This is a genomic window from Fusobacterium sp. DD2, from assembly GCF_018205345.1.
GTDB lineage: Bacteria > Fusobacteriota > Fusobacteriia > Fusobacteriales > Fusobacteriaceae > Fusobacterium_A.
Genome location: NZ_JADRHM010000117.1, coordinates 1 through 1,686, shown reverse-complemented (window position 1 = coordinate 1,686; position 1,686 = coordinate 1). Strand labels below are relative to the sequence as shown.

1 protein-coding gene is annotated in these 1,686 nt (G+C 26.3%); it reads left to right on the top strand.

Annotated features, from left to right (window positions below):
• The first annotated feature begins 55 nt into the window (after positions 1-55).
• The gene (locus tag IX290_RS11325; protein ID WP_211493299.1) at positions 56-1,534 is read left to right on the top strand and encodes an IS1182 family transposase; all 1,479 of its coding nucleotides are present in this window, start codon (positions 56-58) and stop codon (positions 1,532-1,534) included.
• Positions 1,535-1,686: the final 152 nt, after the last annotated feature.

The window sequence follows — 1,686 nt, the reverse complement described above, 5'->3', positions numbered from 1 at the left end:
ATAAAAAAGGTATAAAGTACTCGAAATTTTTTCAAATTTCTAATACAATATACCTATGCAAAAACCAATTAATAATACCATACATTTTAATTTAATTCAACCTAAAATCTTTAATTTTTTACAATACCACATTCCTGAAGATGATCCTGTAAGAAAACTTAGCGCCATTTTGGAGGAAATGGATTTTTCTAAACTTTTGCAAGTATTTTCTTACAAAACAAAGGTTCATCCAATTAGAATGTTCGCCATCATTCTATATGCCTATTCTAAAGGTATTTATTCTACTCGCAATATCGAAAATGCTTGTGTAGAAAATATTAAGTTTAGATTTCTTTTACAGGATTCTAAACTTCCTGACCATTCAACAATATCGAGATTTTTAAACAAAATTGAAGAATTTCTACCTGAACTTTTTGAACAATTTATCAAAAAAATTTTTGAAATGGAAAATATTTCCACTGAAACTATTTACATTGATGGAACTAAAATAGAGGCTTATGCTAATAGATATTCCTTTGTTTGGAAAAAATCTATTAAAAATTATTGGAATAAACTTAATGTTAAAATTGAATCTCTTGTTTTTGATTTTAACCAAGATTTTAGTTCTAATTTTTCTTCTTTCTTTGAAGTTTGTCATTACCTTCAAAATTTAAATATTAATTTTGTTTATGGGCGCGGAAGAAGAAAATCAAAAGAGCAAAAATATTATGAATTGTGCATTGAATATTTAGAAAAATATCGAAAGTATTCAGAACATTTTCAAAATTTAAAGGAAAGAAATAGCTATTCAAAAACTGATATAGATGCTACTTTTATGAGAATGAAGGATGATTATATGAGAAATGGTCAATTAAAACCAGGATATAATTTACAAATTGGAGTTATTAGTGAATATATATGTGTTTATGATGTTTTTCCAAATCCTTCTGATTCAAAAACTTTAATTCCTTTCTTAGAGAAAGCTAAATCTTCAGATTTAAACATAAAAAATGTAGTAGCTGATGCTGGTTATGAGAGTATAGATAATTATGAATATTTAGAGGAAAAAGGCTATACTTCATATATAAAACCAATATATTTTGAAAAATCAAAAACTAGAAAGTTTAAGAATGATTTGAATAGAGTTGAAAATCTAATATATAACTCAGCTGAAAATAGGCTTTTTAGAAAGGATGGAGTTGAGTTAAAATTCATTTATTCGAGCAAAAATGGAAGGAAACAATATTTTTTCAATCCAGAAACACAGAAGAAAGTAGGCTACAATTCACGATTTAGAACGCTATCAACTAAGTCACAAGAAAATATATCAAGTGATTATGGCAAGCGCTTAAGAATGAATAGAAGTATTCAAGTAGAGGGAGCTTTTGCGGTACTGAAAGAAGATATGAAACTACGAAAATTAAAAGTTCGCGGAAAAAGTAGTGTTTTAAGAGAAATATGTTTATTTTGTTTAGGCTATAACTTAAATCGCCTAATTCAAAGAGAAAAAAATAATAGAAAAGGAACAACACTTCATTCTTTAAAAACAGCATAAAAGTACAGAAATAAAGGATGATTTTTTGTGCTACAAAAATTTAAGTTAAGAAATTAAAAATCTAGGAAATCAAGGAAATGATTTCTATTTTTTTGGCAAAAAGAAAAAGGCGTTGCAAATGATATTTAAAAAATTATCAATTTGCAACAGCC

Bases quoted from the DNA above. Each gene is read 5' to 3' on its own strand.
- IX290_RS11325 (WP_211493299.1), top strand. From the start codon at position 56: ATGCAAAAACCAATTAATAATACCATACATTTTAATTTAATTCAACCT.